The following is a 20,164-nucleotide window of genomic DNA, read 5'->3' as shown; positions in this document are numbered from 1 at the left end:
CCGTGCTATGACTCAAACCAGCCAAAATATTTATAAATAGAATATCTCAAGGAGTAAAATAATTATGGCGAATAATATGGAAATAACGCTCACCCCTTATCAGACAATTTTTTATTATGAGTGGCTACAAGATCCCGAGCGCAGTGATTACAATATTGTGATCGACAATACTATTGTCGGCGAAATAGACAAAAAAAAGTATAACGATAGTTTTGAACAACTGCTCAACGAGCATTTTATTACCCGTCATAACATTGAAGACGGACCTGATGGAGCCTTTTGGGTACCGAGAGAGCCCGTTTTCAATTTAGTCACCTATCACGACACCGCGTTAACTGATGAAGAAATTTATGCGTTAGTCTCTGCCCCCTTTGACTTAAGAAATGGCCCGCTGGTACGGATACATTTGATTTCTCTTGGGGCAGAACGCTACCGTACCTTGTTTATTTTTCACCATATTGTTGTCGATGGCATCAGTACCGAAGAGGTCTGGGACAAGTGGCGTAAACGCTATAATGGCATCGACTATCAGCTGCCATCGCTGCAGGATCAAGGGGTTATGCACCAGCAGCTTTGCCATAATTTCGCCACGCTTCTGCAAGAAAAAGGCGAACAAATGCGTGAGTTCTGGCGCGAGCGTCTGTGCGATCTTGAAGGCGTTGATTTACGCTTTTTACAAACGGGCCGCCAGCTTGCAACCGCGACAACCCGGCGTCAGATCGACGAGTTACTGTTTGGTTTTGATGAAGATATCAGCCGACGTGTAAAGCTGTTACTGCGCAAGTATAAGTTGACCACCTACCTGTTCGGGCAAATGGTCATGGCCCTGCTGTTGCACAAAATGTCAGGGCAAAAAGCCGTTGCGCTCGCTTTCCCGGTAGCGATCTCTGAAGGTAAGGAGCTGTTGTATGGCGCACATATCAATACCTTGGCTATCGATTATCGCTTTGCGGATGATGCGTCGATCCGTAGCGTTATTGCCAGTGTTCATCGTTATTACAAATCATTAAAACAGACAAAAGCCAAATATTTACCTGTCCATGAGATCCTGGCTTGCGGTGATGCCACCGGCGTACTGGATGTTGCTTTTGCCCAAACGTTCCTGCGTGATCATCAGACCCATTTTAGTGGCATCGTCGATGAGTCGGCCAATCACGACTTTCATATTGACCTGGTGAATCAACTGCTGTTTGAACAGGAGACGTTAGCGAATGGTATCAACTATCGCGTCAGGTTTGATCGCAACGTCCTTGATGTCGCATTGGTTGAGAATTTTATTGAGCTCTATAAAGATCTGTTTATTAACATGCTTGATAGGCTGCTTGCGGGTGAAGTAGACACACCAATAAATTCCATCACGCTTATTGCGCAGCCGCCACACCACACCCAGCACGTATGCGCTGGCGCTAAAGTCCCTCAACATTCGATTGTCGAACAATTTGAGCGTATGGCCGCGACTTACCCAGCCCGCAACGCCGTTGTCTATGGCAATCAAACGCTGTCCTATCAACAGCTTAATCAACAGGCCAACCGTCTGGCTGATTACCTGAGGTGTGAACTGCGGATCAAGAGCGGCGATTTCGTCGCCCTGTGCCTTGAAAAGTCGGCAGCAATGCCCGTATGTATTCTTGCCGTACTCAAAACGGGGGCTGCCTATGTTCCGCTTAACCCTGGCGAGGCCGGGAACAGATTAAGTTTTATTCTGCAGGACACACAAGCTAAAGCCATCTTGGGCGATAGCGCCAGCGTGAACTATCTCAATGAGATTGCAGAGCTGCCGCAGGTGCCAATTATTGCCGTTGATAACCCGCAGTTTCAGCGCGATCTGGTTGCTAAGCAGCAGCCAGAGAACCTTGATATCGCCATATATTTGGACCAGTTAGCCTATATTATTTATACCAGCGGCACGACAGGTAAGCCAAAAGGCGTCATGATTGAACACGCGGGATTAATCAATCTGGCGCTGGTTCAGGGCGAAGCGTTTGGTTTGGCACCTGGCGAGGAGTCGGTAAAGCAATGTCTTTGGTATGCCGCCTATGTTTTTGATGCCCATGTCTCTGAGCTCTTTACGGCGATTGCCAATGGCCATGTGATACATATTTTGCCGGAAAATAAGCGCAAGGATTTTGACGCGTTAGCGGAATATATTGCCGATGCTCGCATTGATATTGCCACTATTCCCCCGGCATTATTGGATAAACACTCCCTTTTAGCGCTCTCTACTCTGGTTGTTGCTGGTGAACCTTGTAATCGTGAGATCATGCAACGTTATCGTGCGCAGGGAACAACGGTTATCAATGCCTATGGCCCGACGGAAAGCAGCGTCTGTGCGACGTTGCACTATTACGAAAATGGCGATAGCAACCTCAATATCGGTCTGCCGCTACTGAATCTTGATGTGCATGTTTTAGATCAACACCTGACACCAGTCCCCGTCGGTGTGATCGGCGAGCTTTATATCAGTGGTGTTGGCCTGGCTCGGGGTTATCTGAATGATACGCAGCAGACCGAGCGCGCCTTTATCACCAATCCCTTCCAGAGCGACGAGCAAAAGCAGCGCAATGAAGCGGCACGGCTGTATAAAACCGGCGATCTTGTCCGCCGCTTGGCCGACGGTCACATTGAGTATGTCGGCAGGCGAGACTCCCAGCTGAAGATCCGCGGTTTCAGAATTGAATTAAGCGAAATTGAAATGCAACTGGTGCAAATTCCGCAGATTATCCAATCGGCGGTCATTGCACATAAGCTCCCGACGGGAGCGCTGTCGTTAGTTGCCTACTATGTTGCGGATGTTGCCGTGGGCAAAGAGCAGATTATTGGGCACCTGGCGGATGCTTTGCCTGACTATATGATCCCGATGGCCTATGTTCACTTAACGGCGTTCCCGATGACGGTTAACGGTAAATTAAACCGTAAGGCATTACCGCTGCCCGATCTGAGCGGGCAGGATGACTATGTCGCTCCTGCCGATGAGATGGAAAGGGCGCTATGCCAGATCTATGGTGAGATATTAGGTCAGGAGCCGGGTCATGTCGGAGTAAATGACGATTTCTTTAGGCTGGGCGGCGACAGTATCAGCGCCATTCAGATGGTGAGAATGATCCGTCAAAGGCTAAAAGGGACGGCCAGCGTAAAAGATATTTTCGACTGCAAAACCGTTCGTTTACTCGCCCGGACTATTGTGATGGACGGCGATGAATGTCATATCAAACATCTCTCCGAGTCGGGGATGTTGAGCGGCCCTGCACAGTTGCTGCCGATCCAGCAGTGGTTCTTCGATCGGATCAAACTGGGCACTTTTTCTGCTTATCAGCACTGGAACCAATCCTTTGTCCTGGATGTCCCCCAGCTGGATATTGGCATACTTAACAAGAGCCTGGCGCTGTTATTTGCCTATCATGATGCCCTGAGACTGGTCTTTACGCATGACGGTAACGGGGGGTACAGCCAGCACTATCAATCAGAAGTCGGCGAAATACCGCTGTCGGTTATTGATGAACCCATGGGTGCCGAGCAACAAATCGCGCTATTTGATCGGTGGCAAAGTGAGTTTGATATCTTTGGCGGCAAGCTGTGCCATATTGGCTATATCACAAGCGAAAATGCGCCACGGGCGAAGCTGCACTTTGCTTTCCATCACCTGATTATGGATGCGGTGAGTTGGCATATCATCAAACAGGATCTGGAAAGGATTTATCGCGCGCTGGAAGGAAACGCGGCGGGTATTAGCGATCCCGTTGAGATTTTGGGTGATAAACCCACCAGTTATCGTCAGTGGGCTGCCCAGGTACAGGATTATGCCAACCATCAGGGAGCCAATGAGGAAACGCTTTATTGGCGTACTGTTATTGGCGGCCTAGGTGACTATCGCCAACGGATAGCGCCGCTTTTCACCTCGCCATCGTTGAGCCAACGCGAGTTATCGTTAAACAAAACCTTAACGCAGCATCTGCTGGGTGGGGTACATCATGTGTTCAATACCCAGGTTAACGATCTTCTGTTAGCCAGCTTCGTTGAGATCCTCAATGAGTTTACCGGGCTGCATACCCAGTACCTGACGTTGGAAGGCCATGGCCGAGAAGCGCTCGATACCAGCGTTGATATCAACCGTACGGTAGGCTGGATGACCACTATGTACCCGGTCCGCTTGACCAGCGAGGGGGACTGGCGTCAACGGATCGTGACCGTCAAAGAGACCGTTGGCGGGATCCCGCGCCGGGGCGTTGGATTTGCGCCGTTGATGGGGTATGACGCCGACAAGCTGCCACCGGTTAGCTTTAACTATTTAGGGCGCTTTGATGAGGTGCAGCAGGAGGGATGGTGCTTCAGCCCGACAAACAGCGGACAAACCGTTGCGCATGAGAATGGCGAAGCGCATCTGCTCAGCGTCAACTGTGGCGTGGTTGGCGGGGAACTGAGAATACGCCTCTCCGGTTACCTGGCTGACGAAGTATTGCAACACCTGGCGAGCCGTTACCAGGGGGCGATTGCAGGCGTTATTGAGCGCTTGCTGGCGGAAAGCCGCACTTATCTGACTGCACGAGATATCGACGGGGTAATACCTCAAGCAACACTTGATGCTCTGCAGCGTGATACCGAGCTGGAGTCGGTCTATCTGGCCAATAGTTTGCAGGAAGGCTTTATTTACCACGCGCTATCGCAAGGTGAAGTCGACGATGCCTACCATACCCAGATGTTCTGGGACTATGACAATGCGCTGGATATCGCCTGTCTGAAGCAGGCATGGTTGCAGGCGCAGCAGCATTATCCAACGCTCCGTCTGCGGTTTAATTGGGATGAAGAGTTGGTGCAGATTGTTGATGCCCATGCTGCACTGAACTGGCATTTCTTTGATCTCAGTGAAAAAAGCGAGCACCAACAGCAAGCCTTCTTCTCTGATTTATCTGCTCAGGATCGAGCTCGGCCTTACGATTTGTCGATCAGCGGGATCTTCCGTGTCTATGTGGTCAAAAATGCGGATGAACGTTACCGCTGCATTTTCAGCTGCCACCACGCCATCATGGATGGCTGGAGTAACCCGCTACTGATTGAAGCGGTGCATAAATTCTATCTGGCGTTATTGCGTGGTGAAACATTACCGCAGGCATGTGACCACGGTTTCCATCAGGTTCAGCGTTATATACAGTCGCACAAAAGCGAGCATTTACCGTACTGGCGGGACTATCTGGCAGCACAGGATGAACCCGAAGATTTAAATATCTTGCTGTGCGGGCAGGCGAAGCACGTTCAGTTAAATGAATATAAGCACATTAAAACGTCGAAAACACAGCAGCTGATGTTTGATGAACCTGGTTACCAACAGCTGAAATCGTTCACCGCCGAGAACGCGATAACCCTTAATGCGCTATTGCAATATTGCTGGCACAAAGTACTCAGTATTTATTCTGGCAATGCGGCCAGCATCGTTGGCACGGTGGTTTCAGGCCGTAACCTGCCCGTGGATGGTATTGATCAAACGGTAGGATTATTGATCAACACACTGCCGCTGATCGTCGATCATCAGGCTTCTGTGTCGGTCCTCACGGCGATTCAAAACCTGCAGGACGCGATCAACGAGGCAAATACCCGCAGCCATGTCAATCTGGCTCAGCTACAACCGGCAGGAAAACGCCTGTTTAACTCTTTGTTTGTCTATGAAAACTACCCGATGCCCAGTGGGGACATCGATAGCGATTTACGGCTACGTTTCGCCAGTGCTAACGAGAAACAAGATTATCCGTTGGTGGTGACCGTGCTGGAACAGCAGCACCTGGCGTTGAGCCTGCATTATGCCGGTGAACTGTTTGACGATGTGCTGATCGAACAGTTGCTGAACACCATGAGGACGCTGGTAGAAAATATTGTTCAGGGTGCCTCTCAGTCTCAAAGCGAGTTGCCTTATCTGCAGGCGGCGCAGTATCAAACGATGATCCACCAGTGGAATGATACCCGCAGGCCCTACGAGCATGATAAAACTCTCGCCGCGCTATTTGAAGCACGCGTGGCCGCCTCACCAGACAGCGTCGCCGTAGAATTTAACGACGTGGTGTTAACGTACGCACAGTTAAACCAACAGGCGAACCAGCTAGCGCATTATTTGCAGCAATGTTGCCAGCTGCGCGCCAACGATCTCGTGGGTCTCTATCTTGAGCGCAGTGAGCAGTTGGTCATTGGCATTCTGGCCATACTGAAAGCGGGCGCGGCCTATGTGCCGATGGATCCGGACTCCCCCGATGAGCGCAATGGCTATATTATCGCGGATGCCAAGGTAAAAGCGGTGCTTTGCCAACGGCAGGCTTTGCAAAGGGTTGACCTGATGGCACCCGGCGCCATGCTTATCCCTCTTGACGCACCAGAAACCACCGCGCGTTTGGCGCGCTGTGCGACAGATAACCCATGCTGCAATACCGGCCCCCACGATCTGGCGTACGTCATTTATACCAGTGGCACGACGGGATATCCTAAAGGGACGCTGATAGAGCAACGCTGTGTGAACCGGCTGGTGATTAATGCCAATTATGTTGAGATCGGTGAACAGGATCGCATTCTTGGTATTTCAGGCTATCAGTTTGATGCCTCCATTTATGACATCTTTGGGGCGTTGTTAAATGGCGCCGCATTGGTGATTGCCGATAAGCCAAATATCCTGGACTTGGACCGCCTCTCTCAGCTTATTGTCGATCGTCAGATCAGCAATTTCTTTGCCACGACCGCCTTCTTTAATACGTTGGTGGATGCTGAACTGCCTGGTTTGCAGCAGTTGAACTACCTGCTGTTCGGCGGTGAGCAGGTGTCCGTTAACCATGTTAATCGTTTTAGAACGCTTTACCCTCAGGTCAAGTTGGTGCATGTTTACGGGCCGACGGAAACGACAACCTACGCCACGGCCTATTTGACCAACACGGCGTCGCAGACGTTTGATTACACTGTTCCCATCGGCCGGCCAATCAGTAATACCCAGCTGTATATACTCGACGAACAGCTGCGCCCCGTCCCCCAAGGTGCGATTGGTGAGCTGTATATCGGCGGCGCTGGCGTTGGGCGCGGCTATCTGAATAACCCGCAGGCGACAGCGGACGCGTTTATTGCCAACCCGTTCCGCAGTGACGCCGAACGCAGCCGTGGTGAAAACGCCCGCCTTTATAAAACCGGGGATCAAGGCCGTTACCTGCCGGACGGTAACATCGAATACCTGGGCCGCAATGACTTCCAGGTTAAGATCCGTGGCTTCCGTATTGAGCTGGGGGAAATCGAAGCCCGGCTGATCGACCATCCTGCCATCCAGCAGGCACTGGTCCTGGCGAGCACTAACCCGGCGGGGCATACCTATCTGACGGCGTACTACGTCGCACAGGATCCCTTGGAGCAAGATGTGTTGCGCGCCCATCTGCAACAGGTTCTGCCGGACTACATGGTACCGTCGGTCTTGGTTCACCTGCTATCGCTACCGATGACCGTCAACGGCAAGGTCGATCGCGCCGCCTTGCCTGTCCCCACGTTTGAGGCGCAGGCAGACCGGGTGGCACCAGAGACGGCGACCGAGCAGCAACTGGCCGAGGTCTTCGCCGAGCTGCTCGCCATCCCGCAGGACAGCCTCAGCGTGCTGGACGACTTCTATCGCCTGGGGGGCAACAGCATTCTGGCGATCAAGCTGGTGGGCCGTTTGACCCGCGCGTTAGAAAAAAGCGTGCATGTCTCTGACCTGTTCCGCCTGAGATCCATCCGGGCACTGGCGGCATTTATTGACGGCGAAGCGCAAGGCTGCCAGGTCATCCAGGCACCGTCGATCGCCCGGCCTGAGGAACAGCGGCTGTCGTTTGCCCAGGAGCGCCTGTGGTTTATCGACCGTTATGAAGAAGGCAGCAACGCCTACAACGTCCCGCTTACGCTCAAGCTGCAGGCCGGAACCGATCCGCAGAAAGTGGCCCAGGCCCTGATGAAGGTGGTTGAGCGTCACGAAGTGCTGCGCACCCTGATCCTGTGCGATGACGACGGGCAGGGGTATCAACATATTCTGCCAGCCGAGACATTCTCACTGAGCATATCGCACGAAACATGCGACAGCGTGCAAGCGCTGCATGCACGACTGCACGAGCATCAACACCGGGTGTTTGACCTGGCGCAGGAGTGCCCGATTGCGGCCAGCAGTTATACGCTGGCGGGAGCCCACTACTTCAGCATCGTTATTCATCACATCGCGTTTGACGGCTGGTCGGTGGATCTGCTGTTAAAAGAGTTACTGCACTATTACCGCGTGTTCACCGGAGAGGCCAGCAATGAACTCCCGGCACCGCCGGTGCAGTACCGGGAATTTGCGCTGTGGCAACGCCAACACCTGCAAGGAGCCACGCTGGACAGGCAACTGGCCTACTGGCATGGGCAACTGGCGGACCATGAACCGCTCAACCTGCCGACGGACCATGTGCGTCCACTGCAGTTGGATTATCGCGGCGACGATATCACCTTCCAACTGGATGCGGCGACCAGTGCTGAACTGCGGGCGTTGGCCGCCTCGTTGAACGTCAGCCTGTATACGGTCTTGCTGAGCGGCTATTACCTGCTGCTGGGGGTTTACAGTAACCAGCAGGATATCGTGTTGGGTACGCCGATAGCGGGCAGGCATTACCCTGGGGTGGAAGATACCATGGGGCTGTTCGTTAATACGCTGGTCCTGAGACGGCAGATAGACGTCAGCCAAACGGTCAGAGAATTTATTGGCGAAACGGGGCAGCAGGTCAGTGAAGCGCATACCCATCAGGACCTGCCTTTTGAAAAACTGGTGGAAGTGCTGAAAACGGAAAAGGACAGTTCAAGGCACCCGATCTTCCAGGTGATGTTCAGTCTCCAATCGTTTGGCGCAGCGGGACGCACCGAAGGAGAAAGCCTGTTTGAGCAGTATGATGCGCAAGAAGGGGCGTATCGGGCAGCGAAGTTCGATTTGACCGTGATGATGGACGACAGTGAAGAGGCGATAGGTGGCGTCTTCAACTATGCGACGGCCCTGTTCGACGGGCAAACGATGCAGAACTACATTGCGACCTATCGGCATATCCTGCGCCAACTGGGAACGCTGTGCAGTCAGGGGCGTTCCCTTGCGGAGCTTCAGTACCTGGATACGGCGCAATATGAGCAAATCATCTACCAGGGGAACCGCACCGAATGCGACTACCCACGGGAGATGACGATCCACGAAATGTTCGAGGCGCAGGTAGCGAGGACCCCAGAGAATATCGCACTGGTATTTGAGGGTGTGAGCCTGACCTATCGGCAACTGAATGAACGCGCTAACCGCTTGGCGGCTTACTTGAGAGCGCAGTTTGTTTTACAACCGGACGATCTGATCGGGCTTTGCCTGGAAAGATCGGAGCGCATGATCGTGAGTATCCTGGCGGTGTTGAAGGCCGGTGCTGCCTATGTACCGCTTAGCCCCGATATGCCCGCGGAGAGAATGCTCTGGACGATAGAAAATATCCACTCCCGCGTTATGCTGACGGAGTTGGGAGCGCAAGAGACGCTGGCCACACTGATTGATCCACAAAAGACGGCGCTGCTGTGCGTGGACGATCCTGAGTTGTTAGCGCAGGTTGCCAGCCACCAGGTGGTTAATGTGGCAACCCGAACCAGACCTGACAATCTGATTTATGTCATCTATACCAGCGGGACGACGGGAACCCCTAAAGGAGTGATGATTGAGCATCATTGTGTCGCCAATCTGGTTGAGGCGCAGCGGAGTATCTTTGGCACGGAGATCTGTCAGGTCGGAGAGCCGACAAAAAGTTACCTCTTCTATTCAAATTATACCTTTGATGCGCATGTCCTGGATGTGTTCAGCCCGCTGCTGACCGGCCATTGCTTACATGTCTTGTCTAAAGAGATACGTTTGAATTTCGCTGCGCTTGCTGCATACATCAAACAACATGCCATTGATATCGGCTTTGTGCCTCCTGCGCTGCTAAATAACAATGAAACATTGGCGCTTTCCACGCTAATCCTGGGTGGAGAGGTAGCCAGTAGCAGCGTGATAGAACGCTATAGCGCTCAGGGGGTCAAAATAGTTAACTGCTATGGCCCAACGGAAACCACGGTCTTTGTCACCAGGAACGTTTACCAAACGGGCGATAGCAATACCATCATTGGCCAGCCAATAGGCAATGCTGGCGCTTATATTCTGGACAGTTGTCTACGGCCGCTCCCTGCGGGTGCCGTGGGCGAGCTCTATATCAGTGGAGACTGCGTAGGCCGTGGCTATTTAAATAACCCAGAGGCGACTCATCAGGCGTTTATCGTCAATCCATTGCAAAGCGAAGAAGATAAAGCGCGAGGACGTCACGATCGGCTGTATAAAACGGGGGATTTAGTCCGTTACCTGAACGACGGTAAGATTGACTATATTGGGCGTAATGATGCACAGGTGAAGATCCGTGGCTTCAGGATCGAATTGGCCGAAATCGAAAGCTGTCTGACCCAATATCCACAGATTGAACAGGTTGTGGTCCTGGCGCTGGAGCATGACTCGGGGCAAAAGTACCTGGTGGCCTATTATGTTGCGCCAGACGCATTGCCAGCAGATGTGCTGTCTGAGCATCTGCAACAGCGTTTACCTGCCTACATGATCCCCACAGCGTTTGTTCATCTAACGGCATTGCCCATGAACATGAACAATAAGTTGGATCGCAAAGCCTTACCTCTGCCGATATTAACGGATGAGGTGAACTACGTGGCCCCAGCCAACGAGAGTGAAATGCTGATCTGCCGCGTATTTGCGGAGGTATTACAGCTGAAGGATTATGCGGTGGGGGTCACCGATGATTTCTTCCGTTTAGGCGGGGACAGTATCAGCAGTATCCAACTGGCGAACAAACTCAAAAAGTTATCTGGCCACCATCTCACGGTGAAAGACATCTTTGCCCACAGAACGCCCAAGGCATTGAGCACTTACCTGCTGCAACGTCAGGGTGACAGTTTGCCGGTTATCCAGTCAGAGGCGGGTATGCTGGCGGATGAGCTCCCCTTGGCGCCGATCCAGCGCTGGTTCTTCCAGGCCGTAGAGTCAGGGAAGTTGCCTGATGCTGGGCATTGGAACCAGGCATTTATGGTTAAAGTGCCAACGTTAAACGTTGAGTTACTGCGTTTGAGCGTGGCTAAACTGGTTGAATACCATGATATTTTGCGGGCCGTTTACCCGAAAGATGCCGCTGTCGGTCACTATCGTCAAGCGATAGAGACGCTGCCATTTGATGCGATCAATCAACAGGATTTCACAGCCGATCAGCTCGATGCGCAGTTGACGGCCTGGCAGAACCGTTTTTGCCTGGCAGAAGGGCCACTGTTCCATATCGGTTATATTGCAGGCTACGCTGATGAGACTGCGCGTATCCATGTGGCGGTACACCATCTCAATATTGATGCGGTCAGCTGGCGGATTATCAACCAAGACTTACGCACGCTTTACCAGTTCTTTGCTGCACAAGGCGATAACCTGGATGTGACGGTTGATGCGCAAACTATCCTGGGCCAGAAAGGCACCAGTTACCGCCAATGGGTCAACTCACTGCAAAACTACCCAGCCGTTGTCGTGAACAACCATAGGGATGAGAAGCATTACTGGGATAACCTGACCACGGAGTTGGACGGCTGGCACCAGCGTTTGGACTCTCATCGCGTGGGGACGCTCAATCGTACGATGATAAGCCTGTCGCAAGAGCACACCGGTTGTCTGCTGCGAGACCTTCATCATGTTTATCACACCGAGATGAACGATATTCTGCTGACCGTACTGACGGATGCGTTGTCGCAGGTGGTTGGTGGTGACAACCAGTATGTCCTGCTGGAAGGACATGGCAGAGAGGCGATGTTTGACGATGTGGATATCAACAATACCGTCGGTTGGTTTACCTGCATGTATCCGGTCAATCTGCGCGTTGAGCATCGGGACCTTGTACGCAATTTACCGCTGATAAAAGACAGGCTGCGAACTCCTCCTCACCATGGCTTAGGCTATGGCGTGCTGGTTGGCTATGATGCGCAGGCATTGCCTGCAGTGACCTTCAACTACCTTGGCCAGTTCGATGGTGATGAACGGGATGGCGAGTGGGCATTTGTTCAGGAATCTACGGGGCTGGCATTATCAGCGAATAACCGCACAACGGACTTCTTAGCGCTGAACGGCGGTGTGCTCAATGGCCAATTACAGTTCCTGGTCGAGGGTGATCTCAGCCCGGAACAGCTCGAACTGTTTGCCACGACTTATCAACAACGGTTAATCCAGTTGATCGACGAGCTTAAGCGGTCATCTCGCTCTTATCTCACCGAGTCTGATGTTAAGGGTGTGGTCTCCGGTGAATTGTTGGCGCGCCTGCAGCAGGATGAAGAGGTGGCGGCGATTTATCCGGCTAACAGCCTGCAACAAGGATTTATTTATCATTACGTCCTGCAAGGCGATATCGACAACGCCTATCGTACGCAAATGGTCTGGCACTATCGCAATGCGTTGGATGTCGAGCTGTTAAAACGGGCGTGGCAATGCAGTCAGGCGAAATATCCGGCGCTGCGGCTAAGATTCTCCTGGCAGGAAGAGTTTGTGCAGATCGTCGATAAGCAAGGCACCTTTGGTTGGCAGTTTATCGATATCAGTGAGCAGGACGAACGTGCGCAAGCAAGCACCGTGGCTGAACTCATCAAGCAGGATCAGCAGACCCATTTCGATTTGTCTGCTAAAGGGCTATTCCGTCTCTATCTCGTTAAGTGCGCGGCCGATCACTACATTTGTCTGTTTAATAACCACCACGCGATTCTGGACGGCTGGAGTCTGCCGATCTTGCTCAATGACGTGCACCAAAATTATCTGGCTCTGCAACAGGGAAGCGCGCCGGAGCAAGCCGAAGATCAAAGCTATCTGGAGGCTCAGGCATTGCTACAGACGGTTAGCCAGGAAACCGAGCAGTTCTGGCAAAACTATCTGGGTGGCTTAGAGGTGCAAGAGAATCTCACCGGTCTGCTAAAGCCGGAGATGAAACACGTCAATTTAAGTGAATATAAACACCTGCAAGATCCCCAGACGGTATCGACCGCATTGGCTGGTGAGCTTTACCACGGGCTGAAGGCGCTCTCGCGGCAGCATGGCGTGACGCTGAATGCGCTGATGCAGTATTGCTGGCACCAGCAGCTCAGTCTTTATAGCCATGCGGACGTGACGATTGTGGGCATGACGGTGTCTGGCCGTAACCTGCCGGTGGAGGAGATTGAACGCTCTGTTGGTTTATATATCAATACGTTGCCTGTAGTTCTGGCGCATACCGATGAGGCGATCATCGAGAATGTCAAACGCCTGCAGGCCCATATAAATGACATCAATAGCTACAGCAATATCAGCCTGATCACACTGCAAAAGGCGGGGGTACGGCTGTTCAACTCGCTCTTCGTGTTTGAAAACTATCCGGTGCCAGCCGATAACGGCGAGAGCCTGTTCAAACTCGAGTTTGAGGACAGTGATGAAAAACTGGATTACCCGCTGGGCATCATGGTGTATGAACAGGATGGGCGCATTGAGTTCAAGATCAACTATGCGGGCGAGTTGTTCAGCCGTTCGGCGATTGAAGGCGTGCTGCAAGGAATACGACTCACCGTACAGCAGTTGATCGCGGACCCGGCCATTGTTCCCCAGGCGTTATCGTTGCTGACGCAGGACAACTATACGCAGCTGGTAGCAAACCAGCCGCGGGTACAGGTTGCCGTGGAGCGAAATAAACTGGTCGGTCAGATGTTTGAAGAGCAGGCCGCCAGAACGCCGGATGCTTTGGCATTGGTATATCAGGATACGCGGTTGACGTATTGCGAGTTAAATCAGCGGGTGAACCAGTTGGCGGCTTATCTGCAGGCGAACTTTGCGATACAGCCTGACAGCGCGATTGCCCTCTATTTTGATAAGTCGACCCATATGGTCATTGCCATGCTGGCCGTGCTCAAGGCCGGGGCGGCCTATGTTCCGATTAGCCCTCAGGCACCGTTGGAGCGCTTGAGCCTGCTGGTTGACGACGTTAAACCGGTGCTGATCCTGACGCAGCAGCATCATGGCTCACGCATCGCTGGCTGTGGTTTCCCTCTGCTGGATATAGATAACCCGCAACTGGCCAACAGGCTGGCGCAGTTCGACGACAGCAATGTACCGTCACGTACGCAGCCAGACGATTTGGCGTATATCATCTATACCAGCGGAACCACTGGCCGGCCAAAAGGGGTGATGATTGAGCATCACTCGTTAATCAACCTGGCGCAAGGGCAGTCGGACCTGCTAGGTATGCCTACGGGCTATGAGCAGGCTGCCAGGCTAAACACGCTGTGGTATTCGGAATATGTTTTCGATGCCCATGCGCTGGATGTCTTCTGTGCCTTGTTGAATGGCCATTGCCTGCATATTCTGCCAGAACAGCAACGTCTCGACTTTATCGCGCTTTCTGCCTATATCAGGGATCACGCCATCGAGTTCGCCTTTATTCCTCCGGCGTTACTGGCGCAAAATGAACTGCTGGAACTGTCCACGCTGGTCGTTGGCGGGGAGTGTATCGACGGGGCGATGATTGACCGCTACTGTGAGGCCGGAGTCCGTTTGATCAACGGTTACGGGCCTAGCGAAACCACCGTTTGGGCGACGGCGCGGCTCTATCAACCTGGCGATGCCAATACCAATATCGGCAAGGCGATCAACAACGTTTGCGTTTATCTGCTGGATCGCCACCTGCGCCCCGTCCCACAAGGTGCGATTGGCGAGCTGTATATCGGTGGCGCTGGCGTTGGGCGCGGCTATCTGAATAATCCGCAGGCGACAGCGGACGCGTTTATTGCCAATCCGTTCCGCAGTGATGCCGAACGTAGCCGTGGTGAAAACGCCCGCCTTTATAAAACCGGGGACCGGGGTCGTTACCTGCCGGACGGGAACATCGAATACCTGGGCCGCAATGACTTCCAGGTTAAAATCCGTGGCTTCCGTATTGAACCGGGGGAGATCGAAGCCCGGCTGATCGACCATCCTGCCATCCAGCAGGCGCTGGTCCTGGCGAGCACTAACCCGGCGGGGCATACCCATCTGACGGCGTACTACGTCGCGCAGGAGCCCTTGGAACGGGAGACATTGTGCGACCATCTGCAACAGGTTCTGCCGGACTACATGGTGCCGTCGGCCTTTGTTCACCTGCTATCGCTACCGATGACCGTCAACGGCAAGGTCGATCGCGCGGCCTTGCCGGTCCCCACGTTTGAGGCGCAGGCAGACCGGGTGGCACCAGAGACGGCGACCGAGCAGCAACTGGCCGAGGTCTTCGCCGAGCTGCTCGCCATCCCGCAGGACAGCCTCAGCGTGCTGGACGACTTCTATCGCCTGGGGGGCAACAGCATTCTGGCGATCAAGCTGGTGGGCCGTTTGACCCGCGCGTTAGAAAAAAGCGTGCATGTCTCTGACCTGTTCCGCCTGAGATCCATCCGGGCGCTGGCGGCATTCATTGATAATACCGCGCAGGGCTGCCAGGTCATCCAGGCACCGTCGATCGCCCGGCCTGAGGAGCAGCGGCTGTCGTTTGCCCAGGAGCGCCTGTGGTTTATCGACCGTTATGAAGAAGGCAGCAACGCCTACAACATCCCGCTGACGCTCAAGCTGCAGGCCGGAACCGATCCGCAGAAAGTGGCCCAGGCCCTGATGAAGGTGGTTGAGCGTCACGAAGTGCTGCGCACCCTGATCCTGTGTGACGACGACGGGCAGGGGTATCAACAAATCCTGCCAGCCGAGACATTCTCACTGAGCATACCGCACGAAACATGCGACAGCGTGCAAGCGCTGCATGCACACCTGCACGAGCATCAACACCGGGTGTTTGACCTGGCGCAGGAGTGCCCGATTGCGGCCAGCAGTTATACGCTGGCGGGAGCCCACTACTTCAGCATCGTTATTCACCACATCGCGTTTGACGGCTGGTCGGTAGATCTGCTGTTAAAAGAGTTACTGCACTATTACCGCGTGTTCACCGGAGAGGCCAGCAATGAACTCCCGGCACCGCCGGTGCAGTACCGGGAATTTGCGTTGTGGCAGCGCCAACACCTGCAAGGAGCCACGCTGGACAGGCAACTGGCCTACTGGCATGGGCAACTGGCGGACCATGAACCGCTCAACCTGCCGACGGACCATGTGCGTCCACTGCAGTTGGATTACCGCGGCGACGATATCACCTTCCAGCTGGATGCGGCGACCAGTGCCGAACTGCGGGCGTTGGCCGCCTCGTTGAACGTCAGCCTGTACACGGTCTTGCTGAGCGGCTATTACCTGCTGCTGGGGGTTTACAGTAACCAGCAGGATATCGTGCTGGGTACGCCGATAGCGGGCAGGCATTACCCAGGGGTGGAAGACACCATGGGGCTGTTCGTCAATACGCTGGTCCTGAGACGGCAGATAGACGTCAGCCAAACGGTCAGAGAATTTATTGGCGAAACGGGGCAGCAGGTCAGTGAAGCGCATACCCATCAGGACCTGCCTTTTGAAAAACTGGTGGAAGTGCTGAAAACGGAAAAGGACAGTTCAAGGCACCCGATCTTCCAGGTGATGTTCAGTCTCCAATCGTTTGGCGCAGCGGGACGCACCGAAGGAGAAAGCCTGTTTGAGCAGTATGATGCGCAAGAAGGGGCGTATCGGGCAGCGAAGTTCGATTTGACCGTGATGATGGACGACAGTGAAGAGGCGATAGGTGGCGTCTTCAACTATGCGACGGCCCTGTTCGACGGGCAAACGATGCAGAACTACATTGCGACCTATCGGCATATCCTGCGCCAACTGGGAACGCTGTGCAGTCAGGGGCGTTCCCTTGCGGAGCTTCAGTACCTGGATACGGCGCAATATGAGCAAATCATCTACCAGGGGAACCGCACCGAATGCGACTACCCACGGGAGATGACGATCCACGAAATGTTCGAGGCGCAGGTAGCGAGGACCCCAGAGAATATCGCACTGGTGTTTGAGGGCGTGAGCCTGACCTATCGGCAGTTAAATGAACGGGCTAACCGCTTGTCGGTTTACTTGAGAGAACGCTTTGCTGTCCGCACTGGCGATCTGGTGGCGCTGTGTCTAAACCGCTCTGAGCATATGCAGGTCGCGATACTGGCCATTCTCAAGGCGGGGGGCGCTTACGTACCACTGGATCCGCTGGCACCGGATGACCGGGTGAGCTACATGCTGGAAAACGCCGGTATCGATATCATCTTGACGGCAAACCCTGGCGATGAGAAAGCCGCTGCACTAGCAGCAACCGGCAGAACCGTTATTGATGTCGCCGATCGGGCAACGTCAGCTGATATTGCCCGCTACCCAGGTGAAAACCAGCCTTCATCGGTGCGGTCTAGCGATTTGGCTTACATCATCTATACCAGCGGCACCACGGGCAATCCTAAAGGCGTCATGCTAGAGCATCACAGTGTGATCAACCGTATTGTCTGGATGCACAAACAATATCCGATCACGGCGCAGGATCGTATCTTGCAAAAGACCAACTACACCTTCGATGTTTCAGTGTGGGAGTTGTTCTGGGCTAACTGGTACGGGGCCTGTACCGTTTTTGCCTCGCAGGAGGCCTACAAAGATAATGTTTATCTGGCAGAACTGATTGAACAGCAGCAGGTAACGACGCTCCATTTCGTCCCTTCAATGCTATCGGCATTCCTTGAAACCCTGGAGGGGCAGAACGCGTTGCAGGCAAAACTGGGCAGCCTTAACTACCTGTTTTGCAGCGGAGAGGCGTTAAACGTGGGGGAAGTCAGAAAATGCCAGCGTTTACTGCCGCATTGCCAGATCCACAATCTCTATGGTCCAACGGAAGCGACGGTGGATGTGCTGTTCTACGACTGTAACGCACGCTCCATCAAGGATGTGTTAATCGGTAAGCCGATAGACAATACTTCCGCCTATGTGCTGAATGCACAACTGCAACCCATTCCACCGGGGGCAATTGGCGAGTTATTCATTGGTGGCGTCGGTGTCGCTAGAGGTTACATGAATAATAAGCTATTGACGGACAAAGCTTTCCTGAGCAATCCATTCCAGAGCAATGAGGAAAAGCTACGGGGTTACAATGGCCGGATGTATAAAACTGGCGACGTGGTTCGCTATTTAGCCGATGGCAATATCCAATATCTGGGCCGCAATGATTTCCAGGTTAAAGTGCGCGGTTACCGTATTGAGCTGGGCGAAATCGAGACGCGCCTGGCCAGTTATCCGGACGTTAATCATGCGGTGGTGATCGCCAGTGAGCGTGGTAGCAACGATAAATATCTGGTGGCCTATTATGTTGCCGTGCAGGAAATTTCCACCGAAAAGCTATGCGCTCATCTGCGGGAAACCCTGCCAGATTATATGGTGCCTAGCGTATTCGTTCATTTGACGGCGCTGCCGGTGACCTCAAACGGTAAATTGAACAGAAGGTTGTTACCTGAACCGCAAATAACCCATTCCGTGTCCTACGTGGCGCCGGAAAACAAGGTTGAAAAAACATTGTGCGAGTTGCTTGCTGATACGTTGCAAGTGTCATTTGAGGCAATCAGCATGGAGGATAACTTCTTTGCACTGGGCGGCAACAGCATCCTGGCGATGAGGCTGAACAACCGGATTAATCAGGTGCTGAGGGTGAAAATTCGTCTGCTTGATATTATCAATGCACGCACCTTAGGCGAGTTATCGCAAGTAATTACACAGGCTCAAGGGAAGTCCTTTGAGGTGATCGTGCCATTTAATACGGTAACGCAAAAGCCGCAGATGTTTATGGTTCACCCTGGGATGGGGAACTGTTCTGTCTATCAATCCTTGGCCAATAGGTTGAGTGAGCGCTACTGCTGTTATGGGGTTGACTCATACAACTTCTATCATGAGCAGAAGATCGAGCGGCTTGATGAATTGGCACGTTATTATCTGGAGCATATCGATCGCATTCTTGATGTCAGCCAACCGGTCACTTTATTAGGCTGGTCGTTGGGCGGGAAGATTGCACTGGAGATCGCGGCCTATTTAGAAGCGCGTGGGGTTAAGGCGATCACTGTCTATCTGCTGGATACCTGGTTGTTAAGTGAAGATCATTATCTGCGCAATGAGTCATCCTTTAACCTGGACTCTATGATGGCGCGGTTACAAATCCCACATTATTTAAGACATAATGTCGAATCGGTTGTCGTCAGTGATAAATTGTTGAATATACAGCCACTCTCTGCCGTATTAAAACATACGCAGATCGTGTTGTTTAAGGCGACAGAGGAGATAGATAATGAGGGGTATCAACAATACCGGTTTAACAACGTTGATACTGGTGTTGAAAACATCGCCCAGCTACAGCTGTTTGAAATAGCAGCCTGTCACTTTACCTTGCTGGAAAAGGAGGATGAGTTGATTAGCCACATCCGCTAATTGCTTTCTTGGCGCTGGGCAGGGGTTTTATTACCTGCCCAGCATGCTATCGGTGAAGGGCTAAACAACATGACCAATTATATCTACTGCTCTCGTATTGACGAGCTAAGCAGCGAACTGCTTTATTCGCAGCGGGATTATCTTGATAAAGACCAACGGATCCTATTCGATCGGTTTAGATTTGATGACGACAAACGGCGGTCATTATTAGGGAGAATGCTGCTACGTTATGCATTAAAAAAACATGAAGGGTATCAGGGAAGTCATTTTCCTAAACTGCACTATAACCGCTATGGCAAACCTGCTGTGATGGGGATGAAAGGGGGATTTAATCTTTCCCATGCGGGGTCCTGGGCCGTATGTGCCTATACCACGCAGGGGGAGATTGGCGTTGATGTGGAAAAGAGAGTCCCGATTGACATACATGACTACCAGGATGTGCTCACTCCTGAGGAGTTTACACAACTCGCTCAGGGAGAAAACGTTGATTTCTTTCGTCTGTGGTCGTTGAAAGAGGCCATCATAAAAGCGGATGGCCGGGGTTTTTCTTTATCTCCGACCACGTTTACCTTACCTCACCCTTTTGCCAATGGCTTAACCGTCTACGTGGCTGAAAAACGTTGGTACTTGTACTCACAGGACATTGGGGAGGAATACGTCTTATCCAGCGCCTCAACATCCTATGAAACCGCACTGTTTTCGTTAGCCTTTGACACTTTGTTGGCCTGATTGGGTCGT

General features: G+C 52.7%; 2 protein-coding genes. Both read left to right on the top strand.

What is annotated here, in order from left to right:
* Positions 1-64: 64 nt before the first annotated feature.
* Positions 65-19,426: a non-ribosomal peptide synthetase gene (locus KGP21_RS24360; protein WP_223536381.1), complete on the top strand. Its 19,362-nt coding sequence runs from the start codon at positions 65-67 to the stop codon at positions 19,424-19,426.
* Between the two features lie 69 nt (positions 19,427-19,495).
* Positions 19,496-20,155, top strand: a complete 660-nt coding sequence (locus KGP21_RS24355) for a 4'-phosphopantetheinyl transferase superfamily protein (RefSeq protein ID WP_223536378.1) — start codon at positions 19,496-19,498, stop codon at positions 20,153-20,155.
* The last annotated feature ends 9 nt before the right edge of the window (positions 20,156-20,164 follow it).

Source organism: Serratia sp. JSRIV004 (genome assembly GCF_019968705.1).
GTDB lineage: Bacteria > Pseudomonadota > Gammaproteobacteria > Enterobacterales > Enterobacteriaceae > Chania > Chania fonticola_B.
Note: the sequence above shows the minus strand (reverse complement) of the source record. Positions and strands in the feature narration are given on the sequence as shown.

What these genes read in the sequence shown, in the direction of transcription:
- KGP21_RS24360 (WP_223536381.1), top strand. Translation starts at nt 65, where the DNA reads ATGGCGAATAATATGGAAATAACGCTCACCCCTTATCAGACAATTTTT.
- KGP21_RS24355 (WP_223536378.1), top strand. Translation starts at nt 19,496, where the DNA reads ATGACCAATTATATCTACTGCTCTCGTATTGACGAGCTAAGCAGCGAA.